Source organism: Paramesorhizobium salinisoli, assembly GCF_003335045.1.
Classification (GTDB): domain Bacteria; phylum Pseudomonadota; class Alphaproteobacteria; order Rhizobiales; family Rhizobiaceae; genus Paramesorhizobium; species Paramesorhizobium salinisoli.
Genome location: NZ_QOZG01000100.1, coordinates 1 through 723, shown reverse-complemented (window position 1 = coordinate 723; position 723 = coordinate 1). Strand labels below are relative to the sequence as shown.

The 723-nt window shown below is 59.1% G+C and carries 1 protein-coding gene; it reads left to right on the top strand.

The window, feature by feature from the left end; all coding sequences use genetic code 11:
- On the top strand, positions 1-689 hold a 689-nt coding region (locus DUT91_RS25090; RefSeq protein ID WP_114443059.1), incomplete at its 5' end, for an IS3 family transposase.
- Positions 690-723: the final 34 nt, after the last annotated feature.

The following is a 723-nucleotide window of genomic DNA, read 5'->3' as shown; positions in this document are numbered from 1 at the left end:
GGCAATTGAAGCGCGAGGGCTTCGATGTCGCCCGATGCACCGTCGCCCGGCTCATGAGTATAATGGGCCTTCAGGGCATCATTCGTGGCAAGCCGGTCCGCACCACTGTCAGTGACAAGGCGGGTTCCTGCCCGCTCGACCGGGTGAACCGTCAGTTCAAGGCTCCCGCGCCCAACAGGCTCTGGGTTTCGGATTTTACGTATGTGGCCACCTGGCAGGGGTTTGTCTATGTCGCATTCGTCATCGATGTATTTGCCCGCCGCATCGTCGGCTGGCGGGTAAGCCGGACCGCCCATGCCGGCTTCGTCCTCGATGCTTTGGAGCAGGCGCTCCATGATCGGCGGCCCATTCATCGCGGCGGGCTCGTCCATCATTCGGATCGCGGCATGCAATATGTGTCGATCAAATATTCAGAACGGCTGGCGGAAGCCGGAATAGAACCGTCCGTCGGAAGCGTCGGCGATAGCTATGACAATGCTCTGGCTGAGACGATCAACGGACTTTACAAGGCCGAGGTCATTCATCGACGCGGGCCGTGGAGAAACTTCGAAGCCGTTGAGTTCGCCACTCTCGAATGGGTGGACTGGTTCAACCATCAACGGCTGCTGGAACCCATCGGAAATATACCCCCAGCCGAAGCCGAGGAGCGATATTACGCCATGCTGGACGAACCGGCATTGGCTGCATAACTTAAACCAAATAGCCTCCGGCAAACCCGGGGCG